Annotated in this window: 22 protein-coding genes; 16 read left to right on the top strand and 6 right to left on the bottom strand. The window is 65.5% G+C overall.

What is annotated here, in order from left to right; all coding sequences use genetic code 11:
- Positions 1–106: 106 nt before the first annotated feature.
- On the bottom strand, positions 107–730 hold the full coding sequence (locus AC4ELS_RS05765) for a hypothetical protein (protein ID WP_064884722.1): 624 nt from the start codon (positions 728–730) through the stop codon (positions 107–109).
- A gap of 30 nt (positions 731–760) precedes the next feature.
- On the opposite strand from AC4ELS_RS05765, the gene AC4ELS_RS05760 reads away from it, so the two are divergent.
- Together AC4ELS_RS05760 and AC4ELS_RS05755 are read left to right on the top strand one after the other, a co-directional pair.
- Entirely contained in the window at positions 761–1648 is an 888-nt protein-coding gene (locus AC4ELS_RS05760) for a phosphoribosylaminoimidazolesuccinocarboxamide synthase (protein WP_498888605.1), read from the top strand.
- Entirely contained in the window at positions 1645–3792 is a 2148-nt protein-coding gene (locus tag AC4ELS_RS05755) for a S9 family peptidase (RefSeq protein ID WP_498888607.1), read from the top strand. Before AC4ELS_RS05760 ends, AC4ELS_RS05755 begins: the two co-directional genes overlap by 4 nt.
- Here AC4ELS_RS05755 and AC4ELS_RS05750 read toward each other — a convergent pair.
- Entirely contained in the window at positions 3721–4167 is a 447-nt protein-coding gene (locus AC4ELS_RS05750) for a DoxX family protein (RefSeq protein ID WP_448447524.1), read from the bottom strand. The genes AC4ELS_RS05755 and AC4ELS_RS05750 overlap by 72 nt on opposite strands.
- A gap of 85 nt (positions 4168–4252) precedes the next feature.
- Between AC4ELS_RS05750 and AC4ELS_RS05745 the strand changes: the two genes are divergently transcribed.
- From AC4ELS_RS05745 to AC4ELS_RS05730, 4 genes are all read left to right on the top strand, one after another.
- A complete protein-coding gene (locus AC4ELS_RS05745; protein WP_064884933.1) occupies positions 4253–4798 on the top strand; it encodes a TetR/AcrR family transcriptional regulator in 546 nt (181 codons plus the stop codon).
- 32 nt (positions 4799–4830) lie between these two features.
- A complete protein-coding gene (locus AC4ELS_RS05740) occupies positions 4831–5319 on the top strand; it encodes a glutathione peroxidase (protein ID WP_448447521.1) in 489 nt (162 codons plus the stop codon).
- A 79-nt stretch (positions 5320–5398) separates the two neighbouring features.
- Positions 5399–6103, top strand: coding sequence for a DUF2334 domain-containing protein (locus AC4ELS_RS05735; protein WP_064884732.1), 705 nt, complete (start codon positions 5399–5401; stop codon positions 6101–6103).
- Between the two features lie 21 nt (positions 6104–6124).
- A complete protein-coding gene (locus tag AC4ELS_RS05730; RefSeq protein WP_499046304.1) occupies positions 6125–7768 on the top strand; it encodes an FAD-binding dehydrogenase in 1644 nt (547 codons plus the stop codon).
- Positions 7769–7813: 45 nt separating this feature from the next.
- Here AC4ELS_RS05730 and AC4ELS_RS05725 read toward each other — a convergent pair whose 3' ends face one another.
- Positions 7814–8452 carry an MBL fold metallo-hydrolase gene (locus AC4ELS_RS05725; protein ID WP_499046302.1) on the bottom strand — a complete coding sequence of 213 codons (639 nt, stop codon included), beginning with the start codon at positions 8450–8452 and terminating at the stop codon, positions 7814–7816.
- 214 nt (positions 8453–8666) lie between these two features.
- On the opposite strand from AC4ELS_RS05725, the gene AC4ELS_RS05720 reads away from it, so the two are divergent.
- The 7 genes from AC4ELS_RS05720 to AC4ELS_RS05690 all read left to right on the top strand — a co-directional run bounded on the left by AC4ELS_RS05720 (position 8667) and on the right by AC4ELS_RS05690 (position 13862).
- Positions 8667–9134 carry an ATPase gene (locus AC4ELS_RS05720; protein WP_499046299.1) on the top strand — a complete coding sequence of 156 codons (468 nt, stop codon included), beginning with the start codon at positions 8667–8669 and terminating at the stop codon, positions 9132–9134.
- Between the two features lie 10 nt (positions 9135–9144).
- Positions 9145–9384: a phosphoribosylformylglycinamidine synthase subunit PurS gene (gene purS / locus AC4ELS_RS05715; protein WP_054603966.1), complete on the top strand. Its 240-nt coding sequence runs from the start codon at positions 9145–9147 to the stop codon at positions 9382–9384.
- Positions 9381–10055 (top strand): phosphoribosylformylglycinamidine synthase subunit PurQ, encoded by a 675-nt coding sequence (purQ, locus tag AC4ELS_RS05710; protein WP_064884738.1) that lies wholly within the window; start codon positions 9381–9383, stop codon positions 10053–10055. The genes purS and purQ overlap by 4 nt, the downstream gene beginning before the upstream one ends.
- Before the next feature lie 100 nt (positions 10056–10155).
- The gene (locus AC4ELS_RS05705) at positions 10156–10440 is read left to right on the top strand and encodes a hypothetical protein (RefSeq protein ID WP_463792513.1); all 285 of its coding nucleotides are present in this window, start codon (positions 10156–10158) and stop codon (positions 10438–10440) included.
- 23 nt (positions 10441–10463) lie between these two features.
- Positions 10464–11783 carry a hypothetical protein gene (locus AC4ELS_RS05700; RefSeq protein WP_499046296.1) on the top strand — a complete coding sequence of 440 codons (1320 nt, stop codon included), beginning with the start codon at positions 10464–10466 and terminating at the stop codon, positions 11781–11783.
- Positions 11780–12505 carry a hypothetical protein gene (locus AC4ELS_RS05695; RefSeq protein WP_499046294.1) on the top strand — a complete coding sequence of 242 codons (726 nt, stop codon included), beginning with the start codon at positions 11780–11782 and terminating at the stop codon, positions 12503–12505. Before AC4ELS_RS05700 ends, AC4ELS_RS05695 begins: the two co-directional genes overlap by 4 nt.
- Positions 12506–12509: 4 nt before the next feature.
- Positions 12510–13862 carry a 9-bladed beta-propeller domain-containing protein gene (locus AC4ELS_RS05690; protein ID WP_463792518.1) on the top strand — a complete coding sequence of 451 codons (1353 nt, stop codon included), beginning with the start codon at positions 12510–12512 and terminating at the stop codon, positions 13860–13862.
- A 79-nt stretch (positions 13863–13941) separates the two neighbouring features.
- Here AC4ELS_RS05690 and AC4ELS_RS05685 read toward each other — a convergent pair whose 3' ends face one another.
- Positions 13942–14739, bottom strand: a complete 798-nt coding sequence (locus AC4ELS_RS05685; protein WP_064884745.1) for a family 1 encapsulin nanocompartment shell protein — start codon at positions 14737–14739, stop codon at positions 13942–13944.
- Entirely contained in the window at positions 14736–15767 is a 1032-nt protein-coding gene (locus AC4ELS_RS05680) for a Dyp-type peroxidase (RefSeq protein WP_448447515.1), read from the bottom strand. Before AC4ELS_RS05680 ends, AC4ELS_RS05685 begins: the two co-directional genes overlap by 4 nt.
- A 50-nt stretch (positions 15768–15817) precedes the next feature.
- On the opposite strand from AC4ELS_RS05680, the gene AC4ELS_RS05675 reads away from it, so the two are divergent.
- Genes AC4ELS_RS05675 through AC4ELS_RS05665 form a run of 3 tightly spaced genes read left to right on the top strand, consistent with a single transcriptional unit; the run spans position 15818 to position 18695 of the window.
- Complete coding sequence (locus AC4ELS_RS05675; protein WP_499046291.1) at positions 15818–17077, top strand: M18 family aminopeptidase; 1260 nt, start codon at positions 15818–15820, stop codon at positions 17075–17077.
- Positions 17078–17111: 34 nt separating this feature from the next.
- Positions 17112–17459, top strand: a complete 348-nt coding sequence (locus AC4ELS_RS05670) for a VOC family protein (RefSeq protein ID WP_064884751.1) — start codon at positions 17112–17114, stop codon at positions 17457–17459.
- A 27-nt stretch (positions 17460–17486) separates the two neighbouring features.
- Positions 17487–18695: a cation:proton antiporter domain-containing protein gene (locus AC4ELS_RS05665; RefSeq protein WP_499046288.1), complete on the top strand. Its 1209-nt coding sequence runs from the start codon at positions 17487–17489 to the stop codon at positions 18693–18695.
- Between the two features lie 24 nt (positions 18696–18719).
- Here the strand turns inward: AC4ELS_RS05665 and AC4ELS_RS05660 are convergent, their stop codons facing one another.
- Positions 18720–19700 (bottom strand): hypothetical protein, encoded by a 981-nt coding sequence (locus AC4ELS_RS05660; protein ID WP_499046287.1) that lies wholly within the window; start codon positions 19698–19700, stop codon positions 18720–18722.
- Positions 19701–19755 lie beyond the last annotated feature (55 nt).

Genomic DNA, 19755 nt, shown 5'->3' with positions numbered 1-19755 from the left:
ACTTTTTGACGGTTCTGGTGAGGACTATGGGCCGGGAGTCTGGCCGGTGGTGGTCGTCTCTCGGCGCGACATGTCGCACGGAACTTCGTCAAACTTTTTGACGAAATCACTCGATACGGCGCAGGCGCATGCCGGCGGAACGCAGTTCCAAGGCGGCGAGGCCGCGAATGGCCCGCTGATCTTGACTGCGCCACGCGCCGACAGGGTCGTCCGACACCGCGGTCAGCTTGGCCAGCGGCCGGTTGGCCAGGGCCCGCAGCGCGAGCAGTTGTTCGCCGGCGCTCGTCGAGGCCAGGGTGATCGCGGTCCACTTGCGCCGGAAGAACCGCACCCGCAGGAACAGCCACGGCATGGCGACGAACAGGATCGGAGCGGCGGCCACTGCCAAGGCCAACACCCAGGCCAGCCAGCTCGCGGTGCTGTCCAGGTTGTGGCCGGCGCCGGCGATGTCGAGGGCGGCCTCGCTGGCGGCGCGCAACGGCTTGCTCAGTGTGTCGCCGATCAGCGGAACGTGGTCGGTGCTGTCGCCGGCCGATCCCAGGTTGTCGGCAACCCCGTTGGCGCCGCTCTCGACCTGCCTGCCGACCTCAGCGATGGTCGCCACCGCCGAATGCACGGCCATCCCGACCAATATCCACACCGCGATCCACGTGATGACGGCCACGTCGCTGAACAACTGGGCCAACAAGCGGCCAGGTCTGCTGGCATAGGGCAGGTACCGCGATCTCATGAGACCGATCCCAACACATAGGCTGACCCAATGCGTCCTGCTCTGTCCGACTACCAGCACCTGGCAAGCGGCAAGGTCCGTGAGTTGTACCGCATCGACGACGAGCACCTGCTGTTCGTGGCGTCCGACCGCATCTCGGCCTACGACTATGTCCTCGATTCGCAGATCCCGGACAAGGGCCGGATCCTGACGGCGATGAGCGTGTTCTTCTTCGACCTGATCAGCGCGCCCAATCATCTCGCCGGGCCGCCGGACGACGAGCGCATCCCCGCCGAGGTACTGGGGCGCGCGCTGGTGGTGAAGCAACTGAAGATGCTGCCGGTGGAATGTGTGGCCCGCGGCTACCTGACCGGTTCGGGGCTGATCGACTACCAGGCGTCGGGATCGGTGTGCGGTATCCCGCTGCCGCCCGGGCTGGGAGAGGCGAGCAGATTCGACGAGCCGCTGTTCACCCCGGCTACGAAAGCCGACATCGGTGACCATGACGAGAACATCGCGTTCGCGCAGGTGATCGAACTGGTGGGGCCGGTGCTGGCCGACCAGCTGAAGGAACGCACCCTGCAGACCTACCTGCAAGGTGCCGACCATGCGTTGACGAAGGGCATCATCATCGCCGACACCAAGTTCGAGTTCGGCGTCGACGGGAACGGCAACGTGGTGCTGGCCGACGAGGTGTTCACGCCGGATTCGTCCCGGTACTGGCGCGCCGAGACCTATCAGCAGGGTGTGGTTCAGGACAGCTTCGACAAGCAGTTCGTCCGCAACTGGCTGACCGGGCCGGACTCAGGCTGGGACCGGCACGGCGACACCTCGCCGCCACCGCTGCCCGAAGAGATCGTCGCAGCCACCCGGGACCGGTACATCGAGGCGTACGAACGGATTTCGGGCCTGCGGTTCGAGGATTGGATCGGCGCATGACCCCGTCCGTGCAGCCTCCGGTCGCCAAGCGCGGCAACCACCGCCGCGAGCACCACGGTGATGTGTTCATCGACCCCTACGAATGGTTGCGCGACAAGGACAACCCCGAGGTGATCGCGCACCTGGAGGCGGAGAACGCCTATACCGAGGACGCCACCGGGCATCTGGAGCCGTTGCGGCAGAAGATCTTCGACGAGATCAAGGCCCGCACCAAGGAAACCGACCTCTCGGTGCCGATGCGCCGGAACGGCTGGTGGTACTACGCGCGCAGCTTCGAGGGCAAGCAGTACGCGGTGCATTGCCGGTGCCCGATCGGCGATCCCGACGACTGGACGCCGCCCCAGCTCGACGAGGGTGCCGAGATTCCGGGCGAACAGATCCTGCTGGACGAGAATGTCGAGGCCGACGGTCACGAGTACTTCTCGCTCGGCGCAGCCACCGTAAGTCTCGACGGCAATATCCTGGCCTACTCGGTGGACGTCCTGGGTGACGAGCGATACACCTTGAAGTTCAAGGACTTACGCACCGGTGAGCTCTATGACGACACGATCGCCGGGATCGGCGCCGGTGGTACCTGGGCGGCCGACAGTCGCACCCTGTACTACACCACGGTGGACGACGCCTGGCGACCCGACACCGTGTGGCGGCACCGGCTGGCGTCGGGCCTGCCTGCCGAGAAGGTGTATCACGAACCGGACGAACGGTTCTGGGTCGCGATCGGTCGCAGCCGCAGCGACAAATACCTCTTCGTCGCGTCGGGCAGCGCGGTCACCACCGAGGTCCGCTATGTCGATGCTACTGACCCGACCGCCGAGCTCACCACGGTGTGGGAGCGGCGCGACCTGGTGGAGTATTCCGTCGAGCACGCCGTGGTCGGGGGCGAGGACCGGTTCCTCATCCTGCACAACGACGGCGCCGAGAACTTCATGTTGGTGGAAGCCCCGGTCAGCGATCCCAGCGACGTGTGCCCCCTGATCGAACACCGGTCCGATGTCCGCCTGGACGGCGTCGATGCGTTCGACGGTTTCCTGGTCATCAGTTACCGCAGTGACGCATTGCCGAAGATGGCGCTGTGGCCGCTGACCGCCGACGGCTACGGCACGCGCGAGGAGCTGACCTTCGACTCCGAGCTGACCGCCGCAGGGATGGGTGGCAATCCGAACTGGTCCACCCCGAAGTTGCGGATCGGTGCGACGTCGTTCATAACGCCGGCGCGGATCTACGACCTGGACCTGGCCACCGGCGAGCGCACGCTGCTACGGGAGCAGCCGGTGCTGGGCGGTTACCGGCCGGAAGACTATGTGGAGCGCCGGGATTGGGCGACGGCGTCCGACGGTGCCCGGGTTCCCATCTCGATTATTCACCGGGCCGGGTTGCAGTTCCCGGCGCCGGCGTTGCTCTACGGTTACGGGGCGTACGAGTCGTGTGAGGATCCGCGGTTCTCGATCGCCCGGCTGTCGCTGCTGGACCGCGGCATGGTGTTCGTGATCGCCCATGTGCGCGGCGGCGGCGAGTTGGGCCGGCCGTGGTACGAGCACGGCAAGCTGTTGGAGAAGACCAACACCTTCACCGATTTCATCGCGGCGGCAAGCCATCTCATCGACACCGACGTGACCCGACCGCAGAATCTGGTGGCACTCGGCGGCAGTGCCGGCGGCTTGTTGATGGGCGCGGTGGCCAACATGGCCCCGGAGTTGTTCGCCGGAATTCTGGCCCAGGTGCCGTTCGTCGATGCACTGACGACGATCCTGGACCCGTCGTTGCCGCTGACCGTGACCGAGTGGGACGAGTGGGGAAATCCGTTGGAGGACCCCGAGGTGTACCGGTACATGAAGTCCTACACGCCCTACGAGAACGTGGCGGCACAGGACTATCCGGCCATCCTGGCGATGACCTCACTCAACGACACCCGGGTGTACTACGTCGAGCCGGCCAAATGGGTTGCCGCACTACGGCATACGAAGACTGATGGTCATCCCGTGCTGCTCAAGACCGAGATGGTGGCCGGCCACGGCGGACTGTCCGGACGCTACGAGCGGTGGAAGGAAGCCGCGTTCCAGTACGCCTGGCTGCTAGCCGCCGCCGATGGCGACAACTACGGCCGCGGCCAGGTAGACAGCCTCTTCGGCGGTCCGAACACCTAACCGCGAGGTCATCGACTTCGGCGGGTCGGGCATGCGGGCCGCGTGGACGTTGGCCGGGAACATGGCCAGCATGAGCAGGAACAGGCAGACTGCCGCCGCTGTGCGGGTGGGCGGGTAGAGCAGGCCGATGGCGCCGGCCAACTCCAGTACGCCGGTGACCGTCACCAGGATGCCCGGCGCCGGGAGAGCGGGCGGCACGATGGCGATCATGTCGCGCCGCAACGGATTGACGAAGTGTGCGACGCCGGTCATGACGAACATCGCGGCCAGTCCCACGGCGATGGCCTCAGGCCAACTGTCGAGGTAGTGCACGCCTGCCAGTCCGATCACCCGGGCTGCCACGCTGCCGAGGATCAGGGTGAGAAAGACGGCCATCGCAGGCTCCCATCTTGTCAGTGCCTAGATCGACACGCTACGCCTGATCTAGCCGCTGTCAAGATGCGGGATTAGGATGGACCACATGGGCTATCACCACGGCGACCTCAAGGCCGCGATCCTCGCGCAGGCCGCCGCCCTGGTGGCCGAACGCGGCGCCGACGGCATCTCGCTGCGCGAGCTCGCGCGAGCCGCCGGGGTCTCCCACGCGGCCCCGGCGCACCACTTCACGGACCGGCGCGGGCTGTTCACCGCCCTGGCCACCGAAGGGTTTCAGTTGCTGGCGGCGGCGCTGACGGGGGCCAGGCCGCAATTCATCGACGCCGCCAAGGCCTACGTGCGGTTCGCCCTCGACCACCCCGGCCACTACGAGGTGATGTTCGACAAGTCGCTCTACGACGACACCGACCCCGAACTGGTTGCGGCCGCGTCGGCCGCGGGTGCGGAGTTGAGCCGCGGCGTCGGCACCCTGGCCGACCCCAAGGCCGCAGCCGACCCGGAAAGCGCCGCACTCGCCGCATGGTCCCTGGTACACGGATTTTCGATGTTGTGGCTCAACGATGCGATCGACACCGGGGGAGACCCGATCGCCAAAGTGGAGAGTCTGGCCGCGATCCTGTTCGACGGTTAAGGGGCGGAGTAGCGTCCGCTAACCTCATTGCGATGAGCCTCAACGACATTCCCCTGACCACCCTCGACGGCGAACCGACGACGTTGGCCGAGTTGGCAACCGGCGCAGCGTTGGTCGTCAACGTGGCCTCAAAGTGCGGGCTGACACCGCAGTACAGCGCCCTGGAGAAGCTCGCCCAGGATTACGCCGCACGCGGGCTCACCGTCGTCGGTGTGCCGTGCAACCAGTTCATGGGCCAGGAGCCGGGCAGCGCCGAGGAGATCCAGACCTTCTGCTCGACCACGTACGGCGTGACGTTCCCCCTGCTCGCCAAGACGGACGTCAACGGCGCCGACCGTCACCCGCTGTATGCCGAGCTGACGCAGGCCGCCGACGCCGATGGCGAGGCCGGGGACATCCAGTGGAACTTCGAGAAGTTTTTGCTCGCCCCGGGTGGCACGGTGACGAACCGGTTCCGTCCCCGCACCGAGCCGGACGCGCCCGAGGTCATCGCGGCCATCGAAGCGGTCCTGCCGGCCTGATCGCAGGTCTATCCCAATGGACACTCGGCGTCAGAGTGTTCGACACCGTCCCGACATGTGACGTTGCCACACTGGCAGCGTGACCGGACAACTCATCGTCTCGATATCGCAGATCAGCGATCGCACGATGGCTGATGTCGAGTCGTTCTGCGCCGAGCTCGATGCCCGTGGAGTGCCCGCCTCGATGATGGTGGCGCCGCGGCTCAAGGGTGGCTACCGGTTGGACCGCGACGCCGACACTGTGGACTGGCTGGCCCGTCGGCGCAGCGGCGGTGACGCCATCGTGCTCCACGGCTATGACGAGGCCGCGACGAAGAAGCGTCGCGGTGAGTTCGCCTCTTTGCCCGCCCACGAGGCCAACCTGCGGCTGATGGGTGCCGACCGGGTGCTCGAACACCTCGGCCTGCGTACCCGGCTGTTTGCCGCCCCCGGCTGGACGGTGTCACAGGGCACGGTGACAGCTTTGCCGCGCAACGGCTTTCGACTGCTGGCCGACCTCAACGGCATCACCGACCTGGTCCGCCAGACCACGACGCGCGCACGCGTGGTCGGAATCGGGGAAGGATTCCTGTCCGAGCCGTGGTGGTGCCGGACCGTGGTTCTCGCGGCCGAACGCACGGCGCGACGCGAAGGAATGGTGCGGGTCGCCGTCGCTGGGCGGCACCTGCGGCGGCCCGGGCCCCGGCAGGCCATGCTGGATGCAATCGACCTGGCTTTGCTGCATCAGTGCGTGCCCACCGTCTATCAGTGGCGAGGATTTTCGGTACTGACCGACGCCGCCTGACAGGGGCTACTCTTTCGTCTCATGGCAGACGCCGATGTCATTGTCGTGGGGGCCGGTCTCGCCGGCCTGGTCGCTGCATGCGAGCTCGTCGACAGGGGCCTGCGGGTCCTGATCCTCGACCAGGAGAACGCCTCGAACCTGGGTGGCCAGGCCTTCTGGTCGTTCGGTGGCCTGTTCTTCGTCGACAGTCCCGAACAGCGCAGGCTCGGCATCCGCGACAGTCAAGAGCTGGCGCTGCAGGATTGGCTGGGCACCGCGGGGTTCGACCGACCGGAGGATCACTGGCCCCGGGAGTGGGCGCATGCCTACGTCGATTTCGCCGCCGGGGAGAAACGCAGTTGGTTGCGGGCTCGCGGTCTGCAGACGTTTCCCTTGGTCGGGTGGGCCGAGCGAGGTGGTTACGGGGCGCTGGGCCACGGCAACTCGGTGCCCCGCTTCCACATCACCTGGGGCACCGGTCCGGCGATCGTCGACGTCTTCGCCCGCCGGTTGGTGGACGAGCCCCGGGTACGATTTGCCCACCGGCACCGCGTCGATGAGCTCATCGTCTCCGAGGGTGCCGTCGTCGGCGTCCGGGGTGCGGTGCTGGAGCCCTCCGACGCGCCCCGCGGCGCGGCCTCGTCGCGAAACACCGTCGGGGAGTTCGAGTTTCGTGCCTCTGCGGTGATCGTGGCCAGCGGCGGCATCGGGGGCAATCACGATCTGGTGCGCGAGAACTGGCCGGCCCGCATGGGCAGGGTGCCCGAGCAATTGCTCAGTGGTGTGCCCGCGCACGTCGACGGCCGCATGATCGGCATCTCCGAGACCGCCGGCGCGCACGTCATCAACAGCGACCGGATGTGGCACTACACCGAAGGCATCACCAACTACGATCCGATCTGGCCGGACCATGGGATCCGCATCCTGCCCGGACCGTCGTCATTGTGGTTGGACGCCAACGGAAAACGACTGCCCGGGCCGCTGTACCCCGGCTTCGACACGTTGGGCACACTCGAACACATCTGCCGCACCGGGCAGGATTACACCTGGTTCATCCTCGACGCGCGGATCATCGCCAAGGAGTTCGCACTGTCCGGCCAGGAACAGAACCCCGACCTCACCTCACGCAGCGTGCGTGATGTGCTGGCCCGGGTGAAACCCGGCGCTCCGGCGCCGGTGCAGGCGTTCGTCGACCGTGGCGTCGACTTCGTCAGCGCGCGTTCGCTTCGCGAGCTGGTGGCGGCGATGAACGACGTGCCCGACGTGGTCGAACTCGACTACGCCATCGTGGCTGCAGAAGTCACCGCACGCGACCGCGAGGTGGTCAACAAGTTCACCAAAGACGGACAGGTGACTGCGATCCGGGCGGCCCGAAATTACCTCGGCGACCGGTTCACCCGGGTCGTCGCCCCGCATCGGCTCACCGACCCGAAGGCGGGCCCGATGATCGCCGTCAAACTGCACATCCTCACCCGAAAGTCCTTGGGCGGTTTGGAAACCGACCTGGACTCCCGGGTGCTCAAGGAAGACGGGACGGCGTTCTCCGGCCTGTACGCCGCGGGCGAGGCGGCCGGATTCGGCGGCGGAGGGGTGCACGGCTATCGGTCTCTGGAAGGCACCTTCCTGGGTGGTTGCATCTTCTCCGGCCGGGCGGCCGGGCGTGGCGCCGCAGCCGATATCGCCTGACCCGCACGACCGCTCGCGGTCAGAAGGCCACGGCTGGGCCGTGAATCAGAACTCGGTGCCGTTTTCCTCGGTGAGCACCTGGAAGTCGGTCTTCGTCATCTCGGACAGCCGCCCGTAGTAGATGCCCCGGGCATTCGGCTCGATGATGCCCTGATGGATCGGCACCGCCCGGGCCGGTGCCACCGCGCGCAGGAAGTCCACGGCCTCCGAGATTTTCATCCACGGAGCCGCCGCCGGGGTGGCCAGCACGTCGACCGGTTCACCGGGAACGAACAGCGCATCCCCGGGATGCATGAGCCGGGCCGGATGCTCGTCGTCGCCGAGCAGGTACGAAATGTTGTCGATCACAGGGATTTCCGGGTGGATCACGGCATGCTTGCCGCCGGTCCCGCGCACGTTCAGTGAGCCGACCCGGAACTCGTCGCCGGGATGCACGGCCTGCCACGGCTCACCCAGCTGGGCGGCGGTCTGCGGGTCGGCATACAGCGCGGCCTGGGGGTTGGCATCGATCAGCGCAGGCAACCGGGCAGTATCGGCGTGATCGGGGTGCTGATGGGTGATCAGGATGGCCGACAGGCCGGTGATGCCTTCGAAACCGTGCGAGAAGTTACCCGGATCGAACAGCACAGTGGTGTCCGAAATGCTGGCCAGTAGGCACGAATGTCCGAAATGCGTGAGTTGCATACCTATATTGTGGCGCTCGGTGGGGCTATGGCGGGTGATCGTGGCGATGTCGATAGTGCTCTGCGGTCTGGCCGCAGCGCCTCCTTCCGCGTGGTCAGAGCCCAGCGCCGACTGCCCGCCGCTGTGTGACCGCATCCCCGATTCGGCGTGGGCGCCTGCGTCGCAACTCCCGTTGGCCCGCGAATATCGCTGGCCCGGACTAGCAGGCTTGGCTGTGACCGCAGTGGCACCGCGCTTCCGCCTCGAAGAGGAGTGTGGGTCGCCACTCGTGCCGGGGGATCCGCGCGGCTATGCCGTCGCAGCGCGATCGGAGGTGACGCAGCCCGCCGGGCACTGGCAACTGCGGGTACAGGTCCTGCATTGGCGCGGGGAGACATGGCAGGGCGGTCAGACCGCGCTCGCGGTGGTGCAGGGGGCTGCCGAGGCACTGCGCGCGTGCCAGGGGGCCGGGACGGCCATCACCACCGACCGGCCCGGGCGGCTGGCGGCGGCCGTCAACTTCGGTAACACCAGGTTGCTGCACCAGTACCTGCTCGCCGATCCGGGCAACAGCACCGTGGTGGAGTTGGCCCTCTGGTCGAGCACGCCACCACAGGTTCCGTGGTCGGCTTCGTCCGATCGTGAGGTGCTCGATGCGCTGGCCGACCCACTGTGCACGGCTTACATAGGGTCGTGCCGGTAGAGTGTGGGCCGTGGCAAAGGTGGTTGTGCACGTCATGCCCAAGGCAGAGATCCTCGACCCGCAAGGTCAGGCGATTGTCGGGGCACTTGGTCGGCTCGGACATGGTGGTATCGCAGACGTCCGTCAAGGCAAGCGTTTCGAGCTCGAAGTCGACGACTCCGTAGCCGACGAAACCTTGGCCGAGATCGCTGAATCTCTGCTGGCCAACACGGTTATCGAGGACTTTTCGGTGAGCCGGGAGGACTCGTGAGCACCCGTGTCGGGGTGATCACCTTCCCCGGGACGCTCGACGACGTCGACGCGGCCCGAGCCGTCCGTCTGGCCGGGGCCGAGGCCGTCAACCTCTGGCACGCCGACGCCGACCTGAAGGGCGTCGACGCCGTCGTCGTCCCCGGTGGGTTCTCCTACGGCGACTACCTGCGCTGCGGGGCGATCGCGAAGTTCGCCCCCGTGATGGGGTCGGTCGTCGAGGCGGCCGGCAAGGGCATGCCCGTGCTCGGCATCTGCAACGGCTTCCAGGTGCTGTGCGAGGCCGGGCTGCTCCCGGGTGCACTGACCCGCAACGCCGGTCTGCATTTCATCTGCCGCGACGTGTGGCTGGAGGTCGCCTCCAACACGACCGCGTGGACGACCCGGTACGACGCCGGCGCCGATCTGCTGATCCCGCTCAAGTCCGGCGAGGGCCGGTACGTCGCGTCCGAGGCGGTGCTCGATGAACTCGAGGGTGAGGGCCGCGTGGTCTTCCGCTACCGCGAGAACCTCAACGGCTCGATGCGCGGAATCGCGGGCGTCTGCTCCGAGAACCGCCGCGTCGTCGGCCTGATGCCGCACCCCGAACATGCCACCGAGGCACTGACCGGACCGTCCGATGACGGGCTCGGCTTGTTCTACTCCGCTCTGGATGCGGTTCTCTCGGTTTAGCGCAGATTTTGGTGCCCTGAGCAGGGTTTGGCCTGTGTTAGCTTCACGTTAGGTGTGGCGCTGCGCGGCAGTCCCCACCGCCGAAAGTTAAGGGGGGACGATGTTAGTTGATCCAGAAGTGCTGCGCGCGTTCGCCGCACAGGTAAATACCGCCGCGGCGTCGATCAGCGGCCTCGATATGGGCACCGTCGCTAGTACAGCGGCGGACGGACTACCCGGATCGGCAACTGAATGGGCAGCCCGCTTGAACGGAGCGCACCTGGGTTTGGCGGCAAAGGACGTCGTTAATGACATCGGCGCCATCGGTACCGCAGTGCGTGGCGCAGGTGACAAGTACGAAGTGGACGATGCAGCCTTGGCGAGAACCTTCGGAGGCCTCTTCTAGACATGCTGCCTTCACGTTCACGGTTGGAGAGCTGGAATCCTGAGTCGCTGCAGCGGTCGGCATCATCGATCAAGCCCGCTGGCGACTCGATCTACAACGCGGTCGTCAGCCTAGACAACCGAATTGACGGGATGCCCGAAATGATGGGTTGGGCAGGTGAAGGTCACGATGCTGCTACCCATATGTTCGGTCAGGCAACCGACAGGTCATCGCGGCTGAAGAATTACTCGGAGGCGTTTGCGCGTGCGTTGAGTCGCGGCAGTGCTTCTATCGGTAAGGCCAGAACAGATTTGTTGACCCTCGCAGAGGAAATCGACAGTGGTCCGTTGAAAGTCACTGACCAATGGGTCGTGATGATCGATCCCGCCGGGATGTCCGCAGCGAAGGCAGCCGAACTGCAACAGCAGGCTGAGCTAGCGCAAGTTGAGGTGAACGAACTCCTGCTCGCTGTGGACGACGCTGACAGGTTCACCTCCATGGAGTTGATGGCTGCGAGGGCAGCCACCGACGGTGAATTCGAGGACATTCTTCAAGGGCCTCCGGGTCCACTGCCACCGCACCCAGGTGACGACGTGCCGAACCCCAGCACGGACGAGGGGAAGAAATTCCAGGAGTTTGCGCGCGCGCAGGACATGGCAACCACCATTCGCGACATCGGTGAGACGACGGACCGGGACGGGAACCGAATCACTACCTACACCATGCTTGACGGCAGTAAACAAATTGCGACGGAATACGTCGATGAAGGACCGCCAAGCCTGAAGTCTTATCCCGCTGGAACGCTCCGCGTTCTCCACGTGGATAAGAATGGAAATTGGATATCTGACACTTGGACCACTCCCCGCGAGGACGGAGGCAAGCAAACCGAAGTGTCGTGGGCAGATGGCACGCACATCACCATCTCGCAAAACGCTGATGGGACACGTTCGGGTAGCTGCACGACAGCGGATGACTACGCCTTGTTGCCAGATTCGTTCTTTCAAGATCCGATACCGACCTTGGCTGGCGGTGCGCTCTCTGGACTGGAAGTGCAGGCTGGCCAAGGTGTTAAAGGGTTGAGCGCGCCAGTACTCGATGGGCTGAAAAATGGGGCAAAGTTCGGCGGACCGGCTATGGGAATCGCGCAGTTGGCGCTCGGCGTCGCAACCGCAGACACGGTCCGCGAGAAGTGCGTCGCCGCATGGTCCGGGGGTATCAGTCTGGTTGGAGGCCTCGCGACTACGGTAGCGGTGGGCGCAGTTCCTGGAGTCGGGCCATTCGCGGCGATGGGGGCCAACGTCGCCGGCGGATTCGTGTTCGGGTATGTCGGGAAGTTGGTCGGTAACGTTATGTGTGCGCCGTGAAAGCATTGGTTGCCACGGTGTTTCTCTGCATCGTGTTCACTCCTTTCGGAGTGGTCTGCACAGCCTGGGCCTTCGCTTTTTCCGTTCGCGGCGAGTATCTGTCAGCGGTCGTGGCCCTGGGGTTTGGTGTTTTCACTCTGGGGCTGGCCGCATTACTCATGATCGTCGCGTCGCGCAAAGTAACGCCACGCGTTAGACAAGACGATGTGGGCACCACGGTCCGGCCGGACATCAGAGTCGACCGCCTTCTCGCTGCTTCGCTGTTCGGGATATTTACCGGAATGGCGGTCTACGCGATCTTTACGCCGCTCGGTATGCTTGACATTCCCGTGCCGCGCGGGAATCGGCGCTATCTTCTATTCGTCTGTGCTGCAGCAATTGTCGTGGGAATTTTCACGTTGCGTCAGATAATCAGGCGCCGCGGGACGAGCTATCTCCGCATGACCGTTGAAGGCCTTGAGGCTGGAAACACGATCACCACTGCGCGGCGCTCCTGGGATGAAGTGATCGACATTGCAGACAGGCCGAAGAATGGTCGCCAGCCAACCGGGTCCACGTACATCATGACCACAGACGGTCAGACGCGAACGCTGCCAACCGGATGGTATACGCCGGGAGGGCACGCGCTACGCGAGTTGATGCGCTTTTACTGGCAGCATCGCGAACACCGCGATGAACTCGTCAATGGTCCGGTTTTGGACAGACTCCTCGCAGGATCGTAGGTTCATGCCGTTGAAAAGCCCTATGGCCGCGCACTTTCGCCGGTGGTCGATGGTCGTTCTCACTTGTGTGGCGACCGTTGTCTCCGGTTGCTCGGGCAACACGACCGCGGGGCAGTCGTTCTCGGGCGCGTTCGCACCCGAGTTGCCTGAACAGATACTGCTGACTTCATCAATGCGCCAGCACCCCGTGCCGGGATGGACAATTACCGTTGGTGAGCTTGCGCTCCCGGCGGACACGGTCGTCCGTCCGGTAGGAAACATAGGTGATCGTGGCATTTTCCTCGGCATCACCGAGGAGGGGTGGTGGCTACTCGGTCTCGACGTCACTACAGGGCAGCGGACCTTCGGTCCCATCCGCCTCGCAACTGTCGGCGATGCAACGGATTTCAAATGCTATGTAAATGGCCCTCCGATAGTTCTTTGTGTGCGTCAGGGGCCCGATCCGAACGTGCCATCCACTGCGTGGGTGGTGGACACGTCGTCGGGCATCGTGAAATACGTTGGACCCACTGATCTACGGGTGGTGACGCAAGACAAACCCCGCCTTGAACAGGTAGGCGACTATGCGATTGCTCTGGTGTCGGGGAGAGGTGTCTATGGCGTGGGCGTGCATGGCGAGCTGACGTGGTTCGTGCCCGGCGACGGAATCCTGCCAGCTCAATTCGCATCTTGGGCCCGGGACACTCGTCCCTCGACGTTGGCAGTCCAAGGTCGTGATGACGCAACTGACGTGGTCTTCTCTATGGTGGACGGCGGCATCGTAAAACCGTCTATGTCGCAAGATGTTCAACTTGGCCGCGCGGTCATCTACCCCGGCGGATTCGGTTACGAGTACGGTCCGGCGGGCGACTTCAGAACGCAACGGGTGGCGTTCTTCGATGACACTGGAAAGAAGCTCGGTGAGTCAAATCTGGACGGCAGTCTCGAAACTCGTTCCGTCGATCTACCCTTTGTGGGATCAGAGTCGAAAGACATCGTGCTCACCATCACTGGTCGACAGCTCCTCGAGCTACCACCATCGGTTGTGTCCTCGGATGCCCGCCTCATCGGATCTCGATTCTTCGTTGCCAATGACAAGGACCATCGAGTTTGGCGGCAATTCGATTTGGAGACCGGTGCGCCTGGTAGGACGTGTGAAGGCGAGAGCCTTGGATTTCAGTACCTCGCTTCAGATGGTGAGGTGGCTGTCGCCCACGGAGCGCGCACCCCTGCGCAGGCGATCGATCTGACGACCTGCGATGTGCTGTGGTCGATAGCGGGATCCACCCCGGACGAAGCGAAAGAAGTGTGGAAAGTGAACACCGCGCTTGTCCAGCGCACCAATGATCGACTCTTTTCATTGGTGGCACCGAGATAGCGCTGTTGCGAGCGTGCACAAACTGCGGCCCGCGAGCGGCGTGTCCGGCAACGGACACGCGCGCTCGCGGTGCTGACTGTTACGCGGTGAGGGCGACCGAAGCCTCGGCGGTGTAGGCCAGGAACGTCAGGGTCTCCTGCAGGTACAGCTGCACGCTCTCGGCATCGTGGGACAGGTAGCCGATCGAAACGTCGGTGCCGAGCTGCAGGTCGAAATCACCACCGCGGGTGGACAATACGAAGGCGCCGTCGATCGCGGGCGCCCAAATGATCTCACCGTCCACCAGCCGGCTCAGGTGCTCGCGGATCGGGTAGCCGTGCGCGGTGGTCTCGCTGACCTTGGTGTAGGTGGCAGCCGAGAGCAGCACTGAGTACGGCCCGTCGACACCGGCCAGTCGCAGCTCCGAAAGTGCCTGCGCGATCACGTCGGGAATCTCGCGGGCGTCGTCGGGCAGGGCCAGCGCCGGGTTGGAACTCGAGCTGCGGATGCCTTCGATCGAGGCCGCCGGGTAGCCCTCGAAGATCGCGCGGTCCTCGACGAACGCCAGCTTCTTGGCGGCTTCCTTGACCGGATCCCAGTCGGAGTCCTGGGCGCCGCGCTCGACGTCGTCGATTGCGGTGCGCGACACCGTGAACGGCACCCGCAGCCGCACCAGCGGCCGCGCGTCGCGTAGGTGGGCCACCACGCCGTCACCGGGTGATTTCACGTCGAGCAGATGGCCGGTGCTGACCGCCGCGGTCACGGGGCCGCCGGGCTCGCTGACATCGACCACGCGCCGACCGGCGATGTGCCGCTTGAAGGTTCGGCTGGCCTCGAGTTCGATCTCGGCCCAGGCGGACTCGGTGATCGGAGCAAGCTCGCGGTACAGGTTGTTCATTGCGGGATTCCTTTCAGACTGCCGATGCCGAGCGAGCCGTCACGGTGGCCCTGAGCCGGTGGTGCTTCCGCTGCTGCCGACTCTTGGTCGGAGGAGGGCAGCGGCGGTGGATCATCCAGAAAATCGATCGTGGGGCTGAAGAACAGGCCACCGGTGACGGCGGTGGAGAAATCCAGGATGCGGTCGGTGTTACCGGGCGGGTCGCCGATGAACATATTGGTCAGCATCCGCTCGGTGACTTCCGGGGTGCGCGAATAACCGATGTAGTACGTGCCGAATTCGCCCTTGCCGATCTCACCGAACGGCATGTTGTGTCGGATGATCTTGAGCTCGTTGCCCTCGTCGTCTTCGATCACGTTGAGCGCCACATGAGAATTGGGCGGCTTGACCGCGTCGTCGAGCTCGATGTCGTCGAGTTTGGTGCGGCCGATCACCCGCTCCTGCTCCTCGGTGGACAGCGAGTTCCACGAACCCATGTCGTGCGTGTACTTCTGCACATGGACGTAACAGCCGCCCGCGAAATCCGGGTCCTCGTCACCGATCTGGCTGGCGTTGACCGCCACCGGGCCGTTCGGATTCTCGGTGCCGTCGACGAAGCCCATCAGATCGCGGTTGTCGAAGAACTTGAAGCCGTGCACCTCGTCGACGATCGTCACGGCGCCGGCCAGCGCATCGGCGAACTTGGTGGCGAGCTCGAAGCACACGTCCATGGACTCGGCCCGCAGGTGGAACAACAGGTCACCCGGCGTCGCCGGCGCTCGGTGTCGCGGACCGTCGAGTGGAATGAACGGGTGCAGTTCGGCGGGGCGTGGACCGGAGAACAACCGGTCCCAAGCGTCGGAGCCGATCGACACGATGGCCGACAGGTGCTTGGTGGGGTCGCGGAAGCCGATGGCACGCACCAGACCTGAGATATCGGTCAGGGTGTCGTGAACGGTCGCCTCGCCGCCCTCGTCGATGGTTGCGACCATGAACACGGCCGCCGGTGTCAGCGGGGCCAGGACCGGCTGGGGCTGTGGTGCGGGCACAAGATCGACCCTAACGCGGCGCGCGTTGAAATCCCGGTCAAGATAGAGATATGGCAGCCAGCGCCCAGAGCATGTGCGAGTTCATCGACGCGTCCCCGTCGCCCTTCCACGTCTGCGCCACCGCCGCTCAACGGCTGCGTGACGCCGGTTTCACCGAGCTTGCAGAAGTGGACGCGTGGCCCGGCACGGGGAAGTTCTTCACGGTACGGGCGGGTTCGCTGGTGGCGTGGAACACAGAGGGTGCGGACGCCGCCGCACCGTTCCGGGTGGTGGGCGGCCACACCGACAGTCCGAATCTGCGAGTCAAGCAGCACCCGGACCGCGTCGTCGCAGGCTGGCAGGTGGTCGCGCTGGCGCCGTACGGTGGGGCCTGGCTGAACTCCTGGCTCGACCGCGACCTCGGGATCAGCGGTCGGCTCTCGGTCCGCGACGGCAACCGGATCGACCACCGGCTGGTGCGGGTCGACGATCCGATCCTGCGCGTGCCGCAGCTCGCCATCCACCTGTCCGAGGACCGCAAGGGGGTGAGCCCGGACCCGCAGCGGCATGTCAACGCGGTGTGGGGCCTGGGGGAGCGGCCGCGGTCCTTCGTCGGATTCGTCGCCGAACGGGCCGGCATCGAACCGGATCGGCTGCTCGGTTTTGATCTGATGACCCACGACCTGGCGCCGTCGGCGATCACCGGTGCCGACCGCGAGTTCGTCAGTGCGCCGCGGCTGGACAACCAGGCCACCTGTTACGCGGGGCTGGAGGCATTCCTGGGGGCGGATGCCGGAGCGCACGTGCCGGTGCTTGCACTCTTCGATCACGAGGAAGTCGGCTCGACGTCGGATCACGGCGCCCAGTCAGAGCTGCTGCCGACCGTGCTGGAGCGCATCGTGCTCGCCGCGGACGGTTCCCGGGAAGACTTCCTGCGCCGGGCGGCCGGTTCCATGGTGGCGTCCGGAGACATGGCGCACGCGACGCACCCGAACTACCCGGACCGTCACGAGCCCGGACACCTGATCGAGGTCAACGCCGGGCCGGTGCTCAAGGTGCAGCCCAACCTGCGCTATGCCACCGACGGTCGTACCGCGGCGGCGTTCGCGCTGGCGTGCGATCAGGCCGGGGTGCCGCTGCAGCGCTATGAGCACCGCGCCGATCTGCCGTGTGGGTCGACCATCGGGCCGATGACCTCGGCACGCACCGGGATCCCGACCGTCGATGTCGGCGCGGCGCAGTTGGCCATGCACTCGGCGCGCGAGTTCATGGGTGCCAAGGACGTGGCGGCCTACTCCGCGGCATTACAAGCATTCCTTTCGCCGCACTGACGCGGTGTCACCGCCTCGGTCTAAGGTCGGCGCCATGACGCTCTCCGTGGAAATGATCACGTTCGACTGCGCCGATCCCGATGCGCTGGCCCAATGGTGGGCTCAAGCCGTCAATGGCACGGTAAATGCCGTCTTCCCAGGCGAATTCGTCCTCATCGACCTTCCCGACGGGCCCAACCTCGGCTTTCAGCGGGTACCAGACCCGACTCCGGGCAAGAACCGCGTGCACCTCGACTTCCACGCGGCGGACATGGAAGCCGAGGTGGCCCGGTTGGTGGGCCTGGGTGCCACCGAAACGGGCAGGCACAACTTCGGCGAGGAGTTCAACTGGGTCGTCCTGGCCGACCCGGCCGGCAACGCATTCTGTATCGCGGGCGGATAACCGCCGGTAGCTGGCAGGATTCCGGCCATGCTGTTGTCGCTCGTCGCGGTTTCGGTGGTGCTGGCCGGATGGTCGCTCTTCTCGCGTGGCTTCGAGCGGCTACGGCTGACGGCGCCGATGGTGCTGGTGTTGGCCGGGATCGCGGTCGGCTTCACCACCCAGGACGCGTTGGCGTCGACGCTGAATGCCGTCACCGCCCAGCGCGTCGCCGAGATCATCCTTGCGGTACTGCTTTTCGTCGACGCCACCGATGTCCGCGGCGGGTATCTCGGTGCCGATCCGCGGTCGGCGCTGCGGCTGCTGTTCATCGCGATGCCACTGGGTCTGGCCGCATCGGTGCTGCTGGGGTTGTGGCTGATGCCAGGGCTGTCGTGGGCGGTGCTGCTGGTGATCGCCTGCGTGGTGGTGCCGATCGATTTCGCGCCGACGTCGTCGCTGCTGCGCGACACGCGGATACCCGAGCGCGTCCGCAGCTTGTTGACCGTCGAGGCCGGATACAACGACGGCATCGTGTCGCCGGTGTTCATCTTCGCGCTGGTGCTGGCCTCCGATCGCACCGATGCCGAGACCCCGCTCGACGCCCTGGCCCGGGCCGTTCCGGACGCGGGAAAGGCGCTGCTGGTCGGTGCGGTCGTCGGCGCCGTTCTGGCCATCGCGACCAACAATGCCGAACGCCGCAGCCTGATGACCGGGCAAGCCAAGCGACTGATCCTGGTGACGGCTCCGCTGTTGTCGTTCGGCGCCAGTCTCGGCGTGGGTGGCAACGGCTTCGTCTCGGCTTTCGTCTGCGGCATCGCATTCAACTACTTCCGCACCTCGCCGAGCTTCGCCGCCGAGCTCGAGCTCGTCGACGATCTCGGATTCCTGCTGGCCTCGGTGATGTGGTTCGTGTTCGGGCTCACCGCAGTGCTGGCGCTCGGCTACGGCGTGCCGTGGGGGATCGTGCTGTTCTGCCTGCTCGCCCTGACCGTGGTGCGTATCGCCGCGGTGCTGCTGTCGATGGTCGGCTCGCCGCTCGGGTGGCGCGAGAGGCTGTTGCTGGGTGGGCTCGGGCCGCGTGGCACTCCGTCGATCGTGTTCGGACTGCTGGCGTTCAACGCCCTCGAAGGCGTGGCCGAACACACCGTCGCGCAGGTACTGGTGGTGGCGGTCCTGGGCAGCGTGGTACTGCACGGAGCGGGCGCACCAGCGGTCGCCCGCGCCTATGCGAAATCGCAGGCCAAACCGGTCACGTGAGGTCTGCACCCGCCCGCTGCCACATCACCGTGGACAGCTCTCGAACTGGGCGCGCAGCTTGGTCTGCAGGTCCATCAGCGGTGGTGTTCGCGGCTGGGGTTCCTGGGCGTCCTTCGAACAACCCCCAGGCCGGACGGTGACCTGTTCGTCCTCGATTTCGTACACCGCGGGCAGTCCCGAGTTCTTGACGAGCTGAAGTTGGTCGACGGCAACGCGATCCCCGTCGGCGCCGGCAGGCACGTCCTCGATGGACACGCGAGGCGGCTCCAGATCGAAGAGGCCATTGGTCGGTGCCAGCTGATCGAGTGCCTCCCACAACGCCAGCTGCTCTGCGGTGGGCAGTCCGTGGTCCGAGCGGATGCTGGGTGCGTTGTTGCTGTCCGCATCGAAGATGTGCCAGGCCGTGGTCGAGTCTGCGAGGTCCGCGATCAGCCGCCGCACCGAGGCCGCGAACTCCGATGCGCCCAGGGGATCGCGCACATGGTCGTAGCTGCGCAGGGTCACTCTGAGGCTGGTTCGAGCCGGTTGCCAACCGTCGTCAGGTGAAGCCGACCCGGTGATCTCGTACGCATAGTTGCCCTGTGACAGTTTGAGCCAGTCCTGCCAGGGTGGTTCCGGGGTGGTCTTCTCCGGAGCGACCCCGACGTACATCGTGGAGCCTGTTTGGGCCGGGAAAGACTGCGCTGAACGTCTCACGTTCATGCTGGCTCCCTTGTCGTCGTACACCCTCGATCCGTTCACCTGGTCGGTGAACGTGCGGCCGAGCGCCGACAGTTGGTCAGCGGTGGCGTCGGTACTGACGTAGACGTCGAAGCCGGCGGTGCGGACCCCGAATCCGTCGTTGCTCGAGACCGTATGTGTGACAGACGTAACGCCGGGTTGGCTCTTCAGTACTTCGTCGATCGCGTCGGCCGCACGTGAGCCCCCGAAGTCGCAACCGGTTACGCCGGCAATCAGTACGGCGCCGAGAACGACGAGACGGCCCTTGGCCCCGAGCTTGCGCATCCGCTGAGTATGCCGCCGCTCGGGCAGGCAGAGGTGCACTCAGCAATCGCCTGGT

The sequence above is a fragment of the Mycobacterium shunyiense genome (genome assembly GCF_058270035.1).
The sequence above is the reverse complement of the archived record's forward strand: the minus strand, read 5'-3'. Positions and strand labels throughout refer to the sequence as shown.